This is a genomic window from Acinetobacter sp. Brlt_5 (assembly GCF_051949055.1).
GTDB lineage: Bacteria > Pseudomonadota > Gammaproteobacteria > Pseudomonadales > Moraxellaceae > Acinetobacter > Acinetobacter indicus.
The window spans coordinates 76,146-88,896 of the sequence record NZ_JAYJLP010000011.1; the positions used below are offsets into that span (position 1 = coordinate 76,146).

16 protein-coding genes are annotated in these 12,751 nt (G+C 49.3%); 11 read left to right on the top strand and 5 right to left on the bottom strand.

Features of this window, described 5'->3' with window-relative positions:
- Positions 1-28: 28 nt before the first annotated feature.
- Positions 29-721 carry an FKBP-type peptidyl-prolyl cis-trans isomerase gene (locus VF685_RS09145; protein WP_104472308.1) on the top strand — a complete coding sequence of 231 codons (693 nt, stop codon included), beginning with the start codon at positions 29-31 and terminating at the stop codon, positions 719-721.
- A 126-nt stretch (positions 722-847) separates the two neighbouring features.
- Here VF685_RS09145 and murJ read toward each other — a convergent pair whose 3' ends face one another.
- The gene (gene murJ, locus VF685_RS09150) at positions 848-2,389 is read right to left on the bottom strand and encodes a murein biosynthesis integral membrane protein MurJ (RefSeq protein ID WP_016658690.1); all 1,542 of its coding nucleotides are present in this window, start codon (positions 2,387-2,389) and stop codon (positions 848-850) included.
- Positions 2,390-2,432: 43 nt separating this feature from the next.
- Entirely contained in the window at positions 2,433-3,047 is a 615-nt protein-coding gene (gene ampD, locus VF685_RS09155) for a 1,6-anhydro-N-acetylmuramyl-L-alanine amidase AmpD (RefSeq protein ID WP_016658689.1), read from the bottom strand.
- 164 nt (positions 3,048-3,211) lie between these two features.
- On the opposite strand from ampD, the gene nadC reads away from it, so the two are divergent.
- Positions 3,212-4,057, top strand: a complete 846-nt coding sequence (gene nadC, locus VF685_RS09160; protein ID WP_016658688.1) for a carboxylating nicotinate-nucleotide diphosphorylase — start codon at positions 3,212-3,214, stop codon at positions 4,055-4,057.
- A gap of 89 nt (positions 4,058-4,146) precedes the next feature.
- Here nadC and VF685_RS09165 read toward each other — a convergent pair whose 3' ends face one another.
- Both VF685_RS09165 and rph read right to left on the bottom strand, forming a co-directional pair.
- Positions 4,147-4,278, bottom strand: coding sequence for a hypothetical protein (locus VF685_RS09165; RefSeq protein ID WP_005180959.1), 132 nt, complete (start codon positions 4,276-4,278; stop codon positions 4,147-4,149).
- 192 nt (positions 4,279-4,470) lie between these two features.
- Positions 4,471-5,187, bottom strand: a complete 717-nt coding sequence (gene rph, locus VF685_RS09170; protein WP_005180961.1) for a ribonuclease PH — start codon at positions 5,185-5,187, stop codon at positions 4,471-4,473.
- Between the two features lie 208 nt (positions 5,188-5,395).
- Between rph and VF685_RS09175 the strand changes: the two genes are divergently transcribed.
- The gene (locus VF685_RS09175) at positions 5,396-6,079 is read left to right on the top strand and encodes a TetR family transcriptional regulator (RefSeq protein ID WP_180108493.1); all 684 of its coding nucleotides are present in this window, start codon (positions 5,396-5,398) and stop codon (positions 6,077-6,079) included.
- Between the two features lie 30 nt (positions 6,080-6,109).
- Here the strand turns inward: VF685_RS09175 and VF685_RS09180 are convergent, their stop codons facing one another.
- The gene (locus tag VF685_RS09180; protein WP_075175029.1) at positions 6,110-6,727 is read right to left on the bottom strand and encodes a thiol:disulfide interchange protein DsbA/DsbL; all 618 of its coding nucleotides are present in this window, start codon (positions 6,725-6,727) and stop codon (positions 6,110-6,112) included.
- A 181-nt stretch (positions 6,728-6,908) separates the two neighbouring features.
- Here VF685_RS09180 and ubiG point away from each other — a divergent pair, with 181 nt between their 5' ends.
- The 8 genes from ubiG to argA all read left to right on the top strand — a co-directional run bounded on the left by ubiG (position 6,909) and on the right by argA (position 12,727).
- Entirely contained in the window at positions 6,909-7,625 is a 717-nt protein-coding gene (ubiG, locus tag VF685_RS09185; RefSeq protein WP_005180969.1) for a bifunctional 2-polyprenyl-6-hydroxyphenol methylase/3-demethylubiquinol 3-O-methyltransferase UbiG, read from the top strand.
- Positions 7,622-8,317: an HAD family hydrolase gene (locus tag VF685_RS09190; RefSeq protein ID WP_075167943.1), complete on the top strand. Its 696-nt coding sequence runs from the start codon at positions 7,622-7,624 to the stop codon at positions 8,315-8,317. The genes ubiG and VF685_RS09190 overlap by 4 nt, the downstream gene beginning before the upstream one ends.
- Positions 8,318-8,343: 26 nt before the next feature.
- The gene (locus VF685_RS09195) at positions 8,344-9,090 is read left to right on the top strand and encodes a YciK family oxidoreductase (protein WP_005180975.1); all 747 of its coding nucleotides are present in this window, start codon (positions 8,344-8,346) and stop codon (positions 9,088-9,090) included.
- A 171-nt stretch (positions 9,091-9,261) separates the two neighbouring features.
- Positions 9,262-9,681, top strand: coding sequence for a hypothetical protein (locus tag VF685_RS09200; protein ID WP_075167942.1), 420 nt, complete (start codon positions 9,262-9,264; stop codon positions 9,679-9,681).
- A gap of 177 nt (positions 9,682-9,858) precedes the next feature.
- Positions 9,859-10,014, top strand: coding sequence for a hypothetical protein (locus VF685_RS09205; RefSeq protein WP_164844941.1), 156 nt, complete (start codon positions 9,859-9,861; stop codon positions 10,012-10,014).
- 229 nt (positions 10,015-10,243) lie between these two features.
- Positions 10,244-10,639 (top strand): RcnB family protein, encoded by a 396-nt coding sequence (locus VF685_RS09210; protein ID WP_127798993.1) that lies wholly within the window; start codon positions 10,244-10,246, stop codon positions 10,637-10,639.
- 244 nt (positions 10,640-10,883) lie between these two features.
- Positions 10,884-11,237, top strand: coding sequence for an RcnB family protein (locus VF685_RS09215; protein WP_286385160.1), 354 nt, complete (start codon positions 10,884-10,886; stop codon positions 11,235-11,237).
- Between the two features lie 134 nt (positions 11,238-11,371).
- Positions 11,372-12,727: an amino-acid N-acetyltransferase gene (argA, locus tag VF685_RS09220; protein ID WP_127799908.1), complete on the top strand. Its 1,356-nt coding sequence runs from the start codon at positions 11,372-11,374 to the stop codon at positions 12,725-12,727.
- Positions 12,728-12,751 lie beyond the last annotated feature (24 nt).

Here is a 12,751-nt window from a genome sequence, read left to right on the forward strand (position 1 = left end):
TCTCCTTCGTTGTTTAGGGACCCATAATATGAAAAAAACGATCACCCTGCTCGGCCTCGCCCTGTGTAGCGCGGCCACACTGGCTCAACCGGTGACCACCAAAAGCTCCACTGAACAGCAGGTGGGCTACAGCTTTGGTTATTTAATGGGGCGCAGCAATGTCGACACCTTAAAAGGTATGGATCTGGATGCCTTTGTGGCGGGTTTAAAAGCCGCCTCACTGGGCCAGCAAGCCAGCCTGAGCGATGAAGACATGGCCCGTATTCTGACCCAGTTCAAAAAGCAGGCCGAAGCCAAACAGCTGATTGAGCTGAAACAGCGCGCTGAAGCCAATGACATGATTGGCAAGGCCTTTCTGGCAGAAAACTCGCGTAAGGATGGGGTGAAAGTCACTTCATCGGGGCTGCAATATCTGGTCTTGCAATCCGGTTCCGGAAAAAAACCGAAGGCCAGCTCCAAAGTACGCGTGCATTATGAAGGCCGCCTGATTGATGGCACTGTATTTGACAGCTCGATGGCGCGTCAGCAACCGGCTGAATTTCAGGTCACACAAGTCATTCAGGGCTGGACCGAAGGGCTGCAACTGATGCGTGAAGGAGCCAAATACCGCTTCTTTATTCCGGCGAATCTGGGCTATGGCCAGATTGGTTCTGGCGATGCGATTGAACCGAACAGCACCCTGATTTTTGATGTCGAACTGCTGGAAGTGATCAATAAATAAAGACGCTTGCGCTGCTCGTGCAGCAGCATCGTGCAATAAAAGCCCATAAAAAAACCCTTTGAGACTCAACGGCTCAAAGGGTTCTTTTATAGGAGCTGAACATCTTTCGTGTTCAGCTCTACCGGATTAAGGTTTTAAATGACGCGGTCTGAAACCGGTGGCCAGCAGACCAAGAGCATACGCTGCCACACCCACCACACACAGCAGCAAAACTTCCAGCACGCGCATCCACTGCGATACATCACCGTTATACCAGCTCAAAGCGTACCACAAGGCAGCCACCATCACCGCATTGGCCGTGCCAAACTGGAACAGCAGTTTTTTCCAGTGCCCGCCAAAACGGAAAATATCGCGTTTATGCAAATAGAAATACAGCATACCGGCATTGACCAGCGCAGAACCTGAAGACGCCAGTGCCAGCGCCATGTGCTCGGCTTCCCAGTCAATCAGTTTAAATAACCCAATAAACACCACGTTTAAAATGGCATTGGCTGCCACCGCCATTAAACCGACCCGGACCGGGGTGCGGGTATCCTGCTGGGCATAAAAGCCCGGAGCAAAAACTTTAATCAGCATAAAGGCGATGACCCCGGCACTCATACATTGCAGGGCCAAGGCCGTCATCTGGGTATCTTCCCAGGTGAACTGGCCGCGCTGGAACAGGGCCTGAATAATTGGGGTCGACAGCATAAACAGTGCAATACTGGCAGGCACACCAGCCAGCACAATAATTTTCGCCGCCCAGTCCATCATGCCACGGAATTTTTCCTGATTCTGCTCGGCATGGCGCGCCGACAAGGATGGTAAAATCACCGTACCAATTGCCACCCCAATCAGGCCCAGCGGCAACTCGGTCATCCGTTCGGCACTGTACAGCCACGATACCGAACCATCCTGCATAAATGACGCCCAGATGGTATTCAGCAACAGGTTAATCTGGGTCACCGATACCCCAAACAGGGCCGGCAGCATCAGCTTCATGATGCGCTCAACGCCTTCATGCTTGAAGTCGATTTTTGGCGGAATCAGCAGCTTTTTACGCCATAATTCCGGAATCTGGATCGCCAGCTGCAAGGCTCCGGCAATAATCACCGCCCAGCCCAAGGCCATAATCGGCTCGGCCATATACGGCGTTAGCCACAGGGCTCCGGCAATCATGGCCAGATTTAGTAGCACCGGTGCAAAGGCCGGCGTGGTAAAGGAGCCATAACTGTTTAAGATGCTGCTGGCAAAAGCGGTCAGCGACATAAACAGCAAATAGGGAATGGTCAGGCGGAACATGTCCGTGGCCAGCGCAAATTTTTCCGGATCGCTATGGAAACCTGGTGCGTAAACGTACATCACCGCCGGCGCTGCCACCATGGCAGCCAGCGTCAGCAGGCTCATCACCGAGGCCAGACAGCCAAACACCCGGCTAATCAGAATCTGCACTTCGGCATGGGTGCGGCTGGTTTTATATTCGGTCAGAACCGGAATAAAGGCCTGGGAAAATGCCCCTTCAGCAAACAGTCGCCTGAAAAAGTTCGGGATACGAAAGGCCACCACAAAGGTATCGAAATCCTTTCCCGCACCAAACACATTTAATAACACAATATCCCGCACCAGTCCCAACACCCGGGACAGCATGGTCATCGCACTGACAATAAAGGTCGATCGCCAAAGCGCCATCGGAACCACCCAAATAAAAATTTAGCCGCTATTGTAAAGAAACCTAAGCACAAGTTTCGTTATGAATTGATGAAGATGCTGCTTCTATCCTGCTGTTGCAGTCACGCAGTAAAGACCGGAACCGGCTCCAGTCAAAATAAGGTCCCGGATCGGTCTTGCGCCCCGGGGCAATATCGGAATGTCCAGCCAGATGACGCTGGATTTTCGGATAGGCCTGCTGCAAGGCCGACACCACTTCCGCCAGTACCTGATACTGGATCGCTTCAAAGGGCAGATCATCACTGCCTTCCAGTTCAATACCAATGGAATAATCATTACATTCCGGCTTGGCCAGATAACTGGAACGTCCGGCATGCCAGGCGCGGTCATTGAAATTGACACATTGCAGCACTTCGCCGCTACGCAAAATCAGCAGATGCGCCGAGACCTGCATCCCTTCAATGGTCTGAAAGTAAGGATGCGCCGACCAGTCCAGCCGGTTTTGAAAAAACTGTTCGATATAACCGCCGCCAAACTGTGATGGCGGCAAACTGATATTGTGAATCACCACCAGCTGAATTTCGGTCTGCTGCGGACGCTGGTTAAAATTCGGTGAAGGCACCTGCCGCGCACCTTTTAACTGTCCCTGGATGACCTGAAAAGAAGCCGCCTGCTGCATAGAATGATCCTGATATTTTTTTCAGTATAAAAATTTAGCCCATCCTAAAACTTTCAGCTGAAAATCTCAAATCAGACAAAAAAGCCGCGAAAAAGCGCATCGGGCCAGCCGAACAGTGCTAATATATCGCGCAATTTTCATGGGTAAAGAGATAAGGACAGGCAATGAGCATACCACAATCTTTATTGGAGCAATCTATCCAGATCAATATTCAGCAGGCCCTGCAGGAAGATATTGGCGAGGCAGATATTACCGCTTTACTTACCCCGGAAGATGAACAGGCCACCGCCACCATTATCAGCCGTGAAGACATGGTGCTGGCTGGTCAGCCTTGGGTGAATGCCTTAATCCAGCAGTACGATCCAAGCGTTCAGATTGAATGGCTGAAACAGGATGGTGATCGCGTGGCGGCCAATGAAGCCTTTTTAAAGCTGGCCGGTTCTGCACGCAGTTTATTGACCGTAGAGCGCCCTGCCCTTAACTTTGTCCAGACCTTATCGGCCGTGGCCACCAAAACCGCCGAATATGTGAAACAGCTCGATGGCCTGCACACCAAACTGCTGGATACCCGTAAAACCTTGCCGGGTCTGCGGATTGCACAAAAATATGCGGTCACTGTAGGCGGCGGTCAAAACCATCGTCTGGGGCTGTTTGATGCCTTCCTGATTAAAGAAAACCATATTATGGCTGCTGGCGGTATTGCCCAGGCCATTGCCAAAGCCCATCAAATTGCACCGGGCAAACCGGTGGAAGTAGAAGTTGAAACCTGGGATGAGCTGAATCAGGCTCTGGACGCTCAGGCCGATATCGTGATGCTGGATAACTTTAGCCAGCAACAGATGATTGATGCAGTCAAGCATGTGGCCGGTCGCTGCAAACTGGAAGCATCGGGCAATATCACCATTGCCAACCTGCGTGAAGTGGCCAGCACTGGTGTCGATTATATTTCTATGGGCGCTCTGACCAAAGATGTCAAAGCGGTCGATTTATCCATGCGTTTTAATGCTTAATCGCAATTCGATATTTGTCGATAACGAAAAAAGGTGCCTCATGAGGCACCTTTTTTATTCATTTAGGGTGAGTCGATGGCCGCAAGACTTTAATCATCTGCACGGCCGTCGCCATCACGGTCCTGATTCAGCATGGTGCCATCACCATCACGGTCATTGGCCGTATCACACGCGCTTAAACCAAAGGCGCCCATCGCCAGTAAGATCATCAAGTATTTCATGGTACATCCCTCTTTTTTGCTGTTTTAAAAAAATCACTGCGAGTTTTAGTAAGCCATGAAGCTCGGTTTCAGCATGTTGGTTTTTGTTATGAAGATGAACCTGCGCACAGCCGCTGGTTACGTTTGCTTCAATCACAAAAAAACGCATCCGGAGATGCGTTTTATAAATATATTGTTCTGATCTTGCAGTGTTTACCAGCCCAAGGCCTGTTGCTGCTTTTTGATCAGTTCCTGAATGCCCTGCTCGGCCATTTCCAGCATGGCATTACATTGCAGACGGGTAAATGGTTTATCTTCAGCAGTGCCCTGAATTTCAATAAATTCACCGGCCTGGGTCATCACTACATTCAGGTCAGTCTGGCAGTTTGAATCTTCTTCATAGCACAGGTCCAGCAATACTTCGTCCTGATACATACCCACAGAAATAGCAGCGACCAGACCTTTTAACGGGTCCTGTTTAATTTTTTTGCTTTCCAGCAGTACATTCATGGCATCGACCAGCGCCACCGCTGCACCGGTAATTGCGGCAGTACGGGTACCGCCATCGGCCTGAATTACATCACAGTCAATGGTAATGGTATTTTCACCGAGTTTTTTCAGATCGACCATGGCACGCAGACTGCGGCCAATTAAGCGCTGGATTTCCTGGGTCCGGCCGCTCTGTTTACCCCGTGCCGCTTCACGGTCACTACGCGTATGGGTAGAACGTGGCAACATGCCATATTCTGCAGTTACCCAGCCCTGGCCTTTGCCTTTTAAAAAGCGCGGTACCGAGTTATCAATACTGGCAGTACACAGCACTTTGGTATGACCAAATTCAACCAAGACAGAACCTTCCGCATAACGTGTGTAATTACGGGTAATTTTGACATCACGCAATTGATCTAGGGTACGTTGGTCGATACGCATAAGTTGTCCTTATTTTGACTCAAATAAATTGTCGGCCAGTATAGCAGATGCAAGCGCACAGGTTTTGTCCCCGGGTCGGCTTTTACACAATCTCGCCACAGAAAAGCGGGCCCTACACAGCTAATGCAACAGCATGGCTGCTGCCCGGGCCGATTCTGCTCTATAATAGCCACAGAGATGAATTTTTAAACAGTATCAGGGATGTGACATGTCGATTCGGGAAGAACGTAAGCAGCAAAGTCGTCAGGCCATTTTAGATGCGGCCCTGACCTTAAGTACTGCCGAGCGCTCTTTTAGCAGCATCAGCTTAAGGGAGATTTCCCGCCATGTCGGGCTGGTGCCAACGGCGTTCTACCGGCATTTTCAGGATATGGATGAACTCGGTGCAGAACTGGTCGATCAGGTGGCGCTGCATTTAAAAAGCATTCTGCATCAGCTGGGTCAGGCCTATTTATATCTGCCCAATGCCAAAACCCGGACCAGCGTCGAACTGTTTTTTCAGGCGGTGGATCAGCATCCGCAGCAATGGATTTTTTTAATTGCCGAGCGTTGGGGCGGCTCGGCCACGGTGCGTCAGGCCATTGCCCGGGAAATCGAGTTTTTAATTGATGATTTTGCCAACGACCTGAAACGGGTCGAAAGCGTACAGCATTTTGAACACCCGGAAGATTTTAAAGTACTGGCCAATATTTTAATTAACCTGTCCTTTAACTGGGCCATGAGCTGGATTGGCCTCAGTCGCCAGTTTGAAGGTGAGGCCCTAAGCCAGCAGCAGCAACAGTTTACCGAGCAGACCATTATCCAGGTGCAATTACTGTTTCGTGGTATCAGCCATTGGGAACGCCCAAGCACCACAATGCATGAAAACGCAGCACTAAAAAACCCGCTTTAAACAGCGGGTTTTTAACATCATGTTGGGCTTTTATTTGGCTTTACGTTCTTTATCGACCAGGTAATTCACCACCTGAATCACTTTGCCGTTATCGCCCGACACCACATATTTACCATTAACCACCACTGCCGGCACACCGGTCAGCTGGTATTGGCGCGCCAGTTTATTGGCCTGTGCCACTTTGGAGGTAATCGCAAAAGAGTTAAACATGCTGTTGAACTTGGCTTCAGGAATACCGTATTTGACAAAGAATTTGGCCTGGGATTTCTGGTCAAAAATCTGCTGGCCTTTGTCATGAATGGCATGGAATAACGGCAAGTGGGTACGTTTACGGACACCCAGTGCTTCCGACACATAATAGCCGCGCGCATTCATTTCCCAGACCTGGTTCATGGCAGCCGGAGTGCGCACAAAGTTCACATCTTTTGGCAGCTTACGCAGCCAGGCTTGCATATGCGGCTCCAAGGTAAAGCAGTGGCCACAGCCATACCAGAAGAATTCACGGACTTCAATTTTACCCGGCACATCGACTTTGCCCGGATTGGCCAGTACGCGATAGTCTTGGCCTTCAACAAAATTGGCCGCCCATGCGCCACTTGAAATTGCAAACATTGCGGTTGCAAGGCTACCCAAAAGAAACTTTTTCATTGAACTTATTGTCCTCATAAATCGTTATGATTAGCTTATGCGAACACTATAAATCAATTATGCCGTTTTCGTTTTGCTTCTGTGAACTTTTTTACGGCTTTTATCGCTTTTTCCAGAATAAACGCTACACTAAACAGCATAGACTTTTTGAAATCATAATAACTTGATTGAGGTGACACCAATGTCGCAACTGAATGTTGATCCGCAAGAAATTGCCAAATTTGAAGCATTCGCAGCTATATGGTGGGATCAGCATTCTGAGTTCCGCCCTTTGCATCAAATTAACCCGCTCCGTTTAAACTGGATTGATGAACATTCAGGCGGACTGGCTGGCAAAAAAGTGCTGGATGTCGGTTGTGGCGGCGGTATTCTTTCGGAAAGCATGGCGCGCCGTGGTGCCGATGTACTCGGGATTGATATGGGCGAGGCGCCGCTGAATGTGGCACGTTTACATGCCCAGCAGGAAGGCGTCGAAAATATTGAATATCGCCAGATTCCGGTCGAGCAACTGGCAGAAGAACAGGCTGGCCAGTACGATGTGGTGACCTGTATGGAAATGCTGGAGCATGTACCCGATCCAGCCTCAATTATTCAGGCCTGCCAGAAGCTGGTCAAACCGGGCGGCCATGTGTTCTTCTCGACCATTAACCGTAATCCGAAAGCCTATTTATTTGCGATTATTGGCGCGGAATATGTGCTGCGTATGCTGGCCAAAGGCACGCATGATTATCATAAATTTATCAAGCCGTCCGAACTGGCACACGATATTCGCAATGCCGGCCTGAAACTGAAAGATATGACCGGTTTGCACTATAACCCACTGACCAAACGCTACTGGCTGGCGCCCAATGTTGATGTCAACTATATGGTGCATACCCTGAATGAAGGTGGCCAATGAAAGCGGTTTTATTTGACCTCGACGGCACCTTAATTGATACCGCGGCCGACTTTATCCGCATTATTCAGGACATGTGCCGCGATAAAGGCTGTGACATTGTCGCCGCCGAGCAGATTCGCACCCAAGTCTCTGAAGGCGCACGCGCCATGGTCAAGCTGGTATATCCGGAGCTGGAAGTGGAAGACCCGGTCTTTTTAGGCCATCGCCAGCGCTTTTTAGACCTTTACGGCGCCGATATTGCGGTAGAAACCGACCTGTTTGAAGGCATGTATCCACTGCTAGAGCAGCTGGAACAGCAGCAAATTCCCTGGGGTATTGTCACCAACAAGCCACGCTGGCTCAGTGAAGCGCTGTTAAAAGCCCTGAACCTGACCGAACGCTGTGCGGTACTGGTCTGCCCGGAAGATGTCAGCAAGACCAAACCCGATCCGGAACCGATGTATCTGGCCGCAGCACAGCTGGGACTGGAACCGCAGCAGTGTATTTATGTCGGCGATCATCCACGTGATATTGATGCCGGACGCAATGCCAGCATGTACACCATTTTAGCCGCCTATGGCTATTTACCCTTACAACACAAAGATGACTTAACAGCCTGGCAGGCAGACTGTATAGTGAATAATGTCACAGAATTACATCAGGTCTTGCACCAGATGCTGTCACAGCAACAACAACATTCAATCACTTCATAATTACAGCAAAAAAACGGAGGTCGATCATGAAATATTCAGAATATCAACCTCGCCCTGATCTGCTCAAAGATCGCGTGATCCTGATTACAGGTGCGGGCGACGGTATTGGACGTGCAGCCGCGATCAGCTTTGCACTGCACGGCGCAACCGTTGTCCTGCATGGTCGCACCCTGAATAAACTGGAAGTCATCTATGATGAAATTGAAGGTTTAGGCGCGCCGCAGCCAGCCATTCTTCCGCTACAGCTGTCCAGTGCGTCATCGCGTGATTATGAATTGCTGGTCGATACGCTCGACAAGCAGTTTGGCCGTCTGGATGGCATTTTGCACAATGCCGGCATTCTGGGTGAACGGACCGAACTGGTGCATTATCCGGCTGATGTCTGGGATGATGTGATGGCCGTCAACCTGCGTGCACCCTTTGTTATGACCCAGGAACTGCTGCCTTTACTGGAAAAATCGGCACATGCTTCGGTGGTATTTGCCAGTTCGGGCGTCGGTCGTGAAGTACGTGAGCGTTGGGGCGCCTATTCGGTGTCTAAAATTGCCATTGAAGCGGTCAGCAAACTGTTTGCCCAGGAAAATGTACATCCGAATATCCGTTATAACTGCATTAATCCGGGCGCGACCCGCACCGCCATGCGCGCCAAGGCCTATCCGGATGAAGACCCGAAAACCTTGCCGACACCGGAATCAATCATGCCAGCCTATTTATATTTAATGGGCGATGACAGTCTGCACATGAACGGCCAGAGTATTGATGCGCAGGATTAATGCCCTTGCTGTATCCATGAAGGAAGCCCTGTGCTTCCTTTTTTATGCCCATCCATAAAGCTGTAATTGCTTCCACTTTGCGTAAATATACCGGTTTGGGCTTAAGTCGGCTTGAATTTCAGCAAAATTTGCCGATACTAAAGCCCTGTTTCTGATTATCCCGAGATACCCATGTCTGACTTTAGCAATATCACAGTAACGACCCATGAAGATGGCATGGTGTCTTTATTGATTAATGGTCAAGCCATTTCTGAAAAATACGGCATGAAATTTGAAGCCAGTATTCTCGATGAGCTGCAGGCACTCGAGGCCGGGCAAAACCTGAAACTGTTTGACCAGTTTATCTTTTCGCATACCGATCTAAACTTTGAACATCACTACAGCTATGTCACCGGTATTTATAAACAGGCCGAGGACTATGCCGTCTATAAAAACTTTGTCTACCGGATTCTGGTCGATGGCCAAGCCCCGGTCGAGCATGTGATTACCAAACAGGGCCAGCCAATGAGCGCTGAAGATGTACGTGAATTTATTCAGGCACATATCCAGAAGTCACTCACCGACTATACTGACCTGAAATATGCCTACTAAACACATGCTTGAATCCAGGACCTGCGGGTCCTTTTTTATACGCTGCTAAATTTTATGCACTGCCAAACCGTAAATCGTATTTTTAAATCATTTTTATAATATTATTCGGTTTTTAAAATTAAAACATCCGACCTATACTGCTACTCAACCGCAATGAATCAATTGAAGGAGTAGCACATGGTCGACCAGCAACGTAAAAATGACATTATCCGTTCCATTGAACACTTACAACTGCCCGCCAGCTTATTGGCTGTACTTGAAGATGGCCAACAGGCCGAATGTCTGGCCCATGCCATCGACTCCCTGCAGGACTTAAGCCAGCAATGGAACTGACTGCGGGCAGAATCCCGGAAATACGGGCTAGGCTTTTTGCGCCCAATGTTGTATAACCAGTTCACGTGACAACAGATAAGTCTTTCATCATCTGTTACTTTTCCAGCATAATATCCAAAATATCTCTGCTTTCGATAAAGAATTAACGATCTTTCTTCACAGTTTCTCTGCATTTTTTTCGTACAGTAAGACACAGTGAAATAAAAGACGATAAACGAGGTTTTTTCACATGAAAAAGATAGTGACAGTTATGGCGATCTCTTTCAGTGCGTTGCTGGCCAGCGGGATCACTGCGGCTGCACCTCAATTTGACAATCCGGGACGCGGCTATGAACAGTCACGTCAGCACGGTCAGGGCAAAAAACATCGTGAATATCGTGAATCGAAAGAGGTTTATGAAAAACGCCGCCAGCGTGAAGAACGGGGCTATCAGCGTTTACAGCAGCATACATGGCAAACCGGTTATGTCATGCCGCAGCATTATCGTGGCAATGGCTACAAAGTCGAATATAAAGAACATAACCTGCCTAAACCGGACCGCAAGCAGCAGTGGTATAAGGTCAATAATGACTATATTCTGGTCAATGCCGATACCCACAGTATTCTTAAAATCCTGTCGTTCTAAGCTGCACTCCAACCGTTTCAGTCCCACTCCTCGGTTGCCCAAACATCAGTTTGGGCTTTTTTATATCGGCACTTCCTCAAACTGCTATTTTGGCTGTAGGGCAGATGCTAGCGGGCTTTCAGGCTCTCCGCTTTTTCTTCATGATTTTCACAATTCATCTCAATTGCTCTCATCCTTTATCTCAACTTTCTGGTTAATTTGAAGGTATTCCAGAGATATACAGTTTGACTCAAAGGTGAGCGTCATGAAAAAAGTATTAACCACCATTGCCCTGTCTTTAAGTGCGTTTATGGCTACTACAGCTATGGCTGCGCCTGATCATCGTGATCATGACCGTCGTGCGACAACCCACTACAAACATCAGGACAGCCGTTGGGACCGTGATCATAAACGTCCGGTTGTGCGCGTGAATCCGAGCCGTGACTGGCGTGTGGGCCAGACCTTACCGCGTGCCTATGACCAGTCCCGTTATAAAGTCAGTGACCGCGAAGCGCGCCGTTTACCAAACACCGGCCGTTATCAGCAGTGGTACAAAATTAATGGCGATTACGTGATGATCAACGAACGTACCAACCGGATTATTCGCATTATGGGCTAAGGGTTTCGTCTCATTTTCCCTTCCCTCTTTACACCTGAACCACCCCGTTCAGGTGTTTTTTTATTTTTTCAGCTTACGCCCCGGTATTTTTTGATTAGAATCCACTATAAGACTTTTGCTTGATTGAGACCGGCATGCACCTGAATTCTACCGAAACATCACACAGCACAACTTTGCAATATGTGCACTGGTTTCGACATTCTGCGCCTTATATCAATGCCCATCGCAACAAAACCTTCGTGCTGATGTTTGATGGTGAAGCAGTCCTGCATGACAATTTCCAGCATATTATTCATGATATTGCCCTGCTGCATTCGCTGGGCATCCGGCTAGTGCTGGTGCATGGTGCCCGTCCGCAGATTAACCAGAATTTACAGGCCAGCCAAATCGACACCCCGTTTCATCAGCAGCGCCGCATTACCACGCGCGAATCGTTAAGCTGTGTCATGAATGCGGTCGGTTCAATTCGCCTGCAAATTGAAGCCCTGCTGTCGATGGGACTGGCCAACTCGCCGATGTACGGCGCCCGCATTGATGTAGTCTCGGGCAATTTTATTACCGCCAAGCCCTATGGTATTCGTAATGGGGTTGATTTCCAGCTGACCGGCGAAGTGCGCAGTGTCGATACCGATGCCATTCAGCGTCATCTGGACAATCATAATATTGTCGTGCTCGGTCCGACCGGCTATTCCACGACGGGCGAAGTGTTTAATTTACTGGCTGAAGAAGTCGCCACCAAAACCGCGATTCGCCTGCAAGCCGACAAGCTGATTTTCTTGGGCAAACAGCAGGGTTTACTGAATGAACAGGGTCAGCTGCAACGTGAAATCCGCCCATCCCAGCTCAATCATTATATTGGTCTGTATCAGGCCAGCCAGCCGGAAATGGCCCTGCATTTACGCGGTGCACAGGATGCTGCCACTCAGGGCGTCAATCGCGTACATCTGATTTCCTATGCCTCTGATGGCGCACTACTGGAAGAGCTGTTTACCCGCGATGGTGCCGGCACCATGATTACCGATGCGCATTATGAAGAAGTGCGCACCGCCAATATTCAGGATGTCGGTGGTCTCATCAGCCTGCTGCGCCCGCTGGAAGAAGAAGGTGTGCTGGTTTACCGTTCACGGGAACGGCTGGAAAATGAAATTGAACAGTTTGCGGTGATTGAACGTGATGGCACCATTTTGGCCTGTGCGGCGCTGTATCCGCTACCGGTCAGCGACAATGAACTGCGCTCGGCGGAAATTGCCTGCGTGGCGGTACATCCGGCCTATCGTAAATCCAATCGCGGCAGCCAGATTCTGCATTATCTGGAAGATAAAGCCCGTAGTCTTGGCATTCAGCAGCTATTTATTCTGACCACCCGTACTGCGCACTGGTTTCTGGAACAGGGCTTTGAGCCGGCCAGTGTCGATGACTTACCCAATGCCCGCCAAGCCTTATACAACTACCAGCGCAATTCACTGGTCTGTAAAAAGTCACTCACCTAGTCTGATCAAAGAACACCAACTTCT

Bases quoted from the DNA above. Each gene is read 5' to 3' on its own strand.
- VF685_RS09210 (WP_127798993.1), top strand. From the start codon at position 10,244: ATGAAAAAGATAGTGACAGTTATGGCGATCTCTTTCAGTGCGTTGCTG.
- argA (WP_127799908.1), top strand. From the start codon at position 11,372: ATGCACCTGAATTCTACCGAAACATCACACAGCACAACTTTGCAATAT.
- VF685_RS09215 (WP_286385160.1), top strand. From the start codon at position 10,884: ATGAAAAAAGTATTAACCACCATTGCCCTGTCTTTAAGTGCGTTTATG.
- nadC (WP_016658688.1), top strand. From the start codon at position 3,212: ATGAGCATACCACAATCTTTATTGGAGCAATCTATCCAGATCAATATT.
- VF685_RS09180 (WP_075175029.1), bottom strand. From the start codon at position 6,727: ATGAAAAAGTTTCTTTTGGGTAGCCTTGCAACCGCAATGTTTGCAATT.
- VF685_RS09205 (WP_164844941.1), top strand. From the start codon at position 9,859: ATGGTCGACCAGCAACGTAAAAATGACATTATCCGTTCCATTGAACAC.
- ampD (WP_016658689.1), bottom strand. From the start codon at position 3,047: ATGCAGCAGGCGGCTTCTTTTCAGGTCATCCAGGGACAGTTAAAAGGT.
- ubiG (WP_005180969.1), top strand. From the start codon at position 6,909: ATGTCGCAACTGAATGTTGATCCGCAAGAAATTGCCAAATTTGAAGCA.
- VF685_RS09190 (WP_075167943.1), top strand. From the start codon at position 7,622: ATGAAAGCGGTTTTATTTGACCTCGACGGCACCTTAATTGATACCGCG.
- rph (WP_005180961.1), bottom strand. From the start codon at position 5,187: ATGCGTATCGACCAACGTACCCTAGATCAATTGCGTGATGTCAAAATT.
- murJ (WP_016658690.1), bottom strand. From the start codon at position 2,389: ATGGCGCTTTGGCGATCGACCTTTATTGTCAGTGCGATGACCATGCTG.
- VF685_RS09200 (WP_075167942.1), top strand. From the start codon at position 9,262: ATGTCTGACTTTAGCAATATCACAGTAACGACCCATGAAGATGGCATG.
- VF685_RS09145 (WP_104472308.1), top strand. From the start codon at position 29: ATGAAAAAAACGATCACCCTGCTCGGCCTCGCCCTGTGTAGCGCGGCC.
- VF685_RS09175 (WP_180108493.1), top strand. From the start codon at position 5,396: ATGTCGATTCGGGAAGAACGTAAGCAGCAAAGTCGTCAGGCCATTTTA.
- VF685_RS09165 (WP_005180959.1), bottom strand. From the start codon at position 4,278: ATGAAATACTTGATGATCTTACTGGCGATGGGCGCCTTTGGTTTAAGC.
- VF685_RS09195 (WP_005180975.1), top strand. From the start codon at position 8,344: ATGAAATATTCAGAATATCAACCTCGCCCTGATCTGCTCAAAGATCGC.